The following is a 1,534-nucleotide window of genomic DNA, read 5'->3' as shown; positions in this document are numbered from 1 at the left end:
GGCCAGGGCGACGCGGTCGAGGGCGGCGCCGATCTCGGCGGCGTAGCTCTGCCCGGCCTCGGTGAGCACCACGCGCCGATTGTGACGCTCGAACAGCGGCACGCCGAGCCAGCCTTCGAGCATCTGCACGTGCCGGCTCACGGCTCCGTGGGTCACGCGCAGCTCCTCGGCGGCGCGGGTGAAGCTCGCGTGACGGGCCGCCGCCTCGAAGGCCTTGAGGGCGTTGAGCGGCGGCAGGCGGCGATGCATGTCTGTCAGATTTCCTCACGCGAGCGTCAGCATAAGTCGTTTGTCAGCCGGGCGCGAGACCCGCATCCTGCGGTGGAACCACCAAGGGAAGCAGATGGCCCGCGCATCGGAGCTCACCGCCTCGCTGGACGACGCCCCGGACCGGACGGCCAAGCGCATCGAGGCCAAGCGCATCGAGGACAAGCGCATCGAGGACAAGCGCATCGAGGACAAGCGCACCCTCGTGGTCACCGGGGTCAACCACGCCCTCCACGACGGCTACACCGACCTGATCTACGTGCTGCTGCCGGTCTGGCAGGCGGAGTTCGGCCTCGACTACGTGGCGCTGGCGCTGCTGCGCGCGCTTTATAACGGCGCGCTCGCCGCCCTGCAGATGCCGGCGAGCCGGCTCGCCCAGTCGCTCGGTGCCCGCACCGTCCTGGTCCTCGGCACGCTGCTCAGCGCCGGCGGCTACGCGCTCGCCGGGGCGTCGGGCGGCCTGATCGGCCTCTGCGCCGGCCTGCTGCTCGGCGGCGCGGGCAGCAGCACGCAGCATCCGCTCGCCTCGACGGTGATCGCCCGGGCCTACGGGGCCGCCGCACGGGGGCCGCTCGGCACCTACAACTTCGCCGGCGACCTCGGGAAGGCGGCGGTGCCGCCGCTGGTCGGCTTCCTGCTGACCCTGTCGGGCTGGCGCACGGCGCTCTGGGTGATCGCCGGGTTGGGCGTCGCGGTCGCGCTCGGCGTCGGCCGCTGGCTGCCGCGTGATCCCACTTCACGCAGCGCGCCATCCCGGACCGCCCTGGGCCCCGCGCGGGTGGACGACGGGACGGAGGCGCGGCCCGGCTTCGGGCTGCTCGTCGCCATCGGCACCCTCGACAACGCCGCCCGCCCCGCCTTCCTGCTCTACCTGCCGTTCCTGCTGCAGGAGAAGGGCGCGGCCCTGACCACCGTGGGGCTCGCGCTCTCGCTGGTGTTCATCGGCGGCGCGCTCGGCAAGGCCGTCTGCGGCCGGCTCGGGGAGCGCCTCGGCGTGACCCGGACCGTGCTGCTGACCGAGACCGGGACCGCGGCCGCGATCCTGGCGGTGATCGCCCTGCCGCTCGTGCCCGCGCTGATCCTGCTGCCGCTGCTCGGGGTGATGCTGAACGGCACTTCGTCGGTCCTGTACGGCACGGTGCCGGAACTGGCCCCGGGCGGCCGGGTCGAGCGGGCGTTCGCGGTGTTCTACACCTGCACGCTCGGGGGCAGCGCGCTGGCGGCCCCGCTGCTCTATGGCCGGCTCGGTGACGCGGCCGGCCCCCAC

2 protein-coding genes are annotated in these 1,534 nt (G+C 73.7%); one reads left to right on the top strand and one right to left on the bottom strand.

Annotated features, from left to right (window positions below):
* Positions 1 to 249, bottom strand: a 249-nt coding sequence (locus FV228_RS29295; RefSeq protein WP_147857668.1) for a LysR family transcriptional regulator, incomplete at its 3' end; no start/stop codon positions are given.
* A 94-nt stretch (positions 250 to 343) separates the two neighbouring features.
* Between FV228_RS29295 and FV228_RS29290 the strand changes: the two genes are divergently transcribed.
* Positions 344 to 1,534 (top strand): MFS transporter (locus tag FV228_RS29290; RefSeq protein WP_147857667.1); only part of this gene is annotated, 1,191 nt, incomplete at its 3' end.

This window comes from Methylobacterium sp. WL18 (assembly GCF_008040015.1).
GTDB lineage: Bacteria > Pseudomonadota > Alphaproteobacteria > Rhizobiales > Beijerinckiaceae > Methylobacterium > Methylobacterium mesophilicum.
Note: the sequence above shows the minus strand (reverse complement) of the source record. Positions and strands in the feature narration are given on the sequence as shown.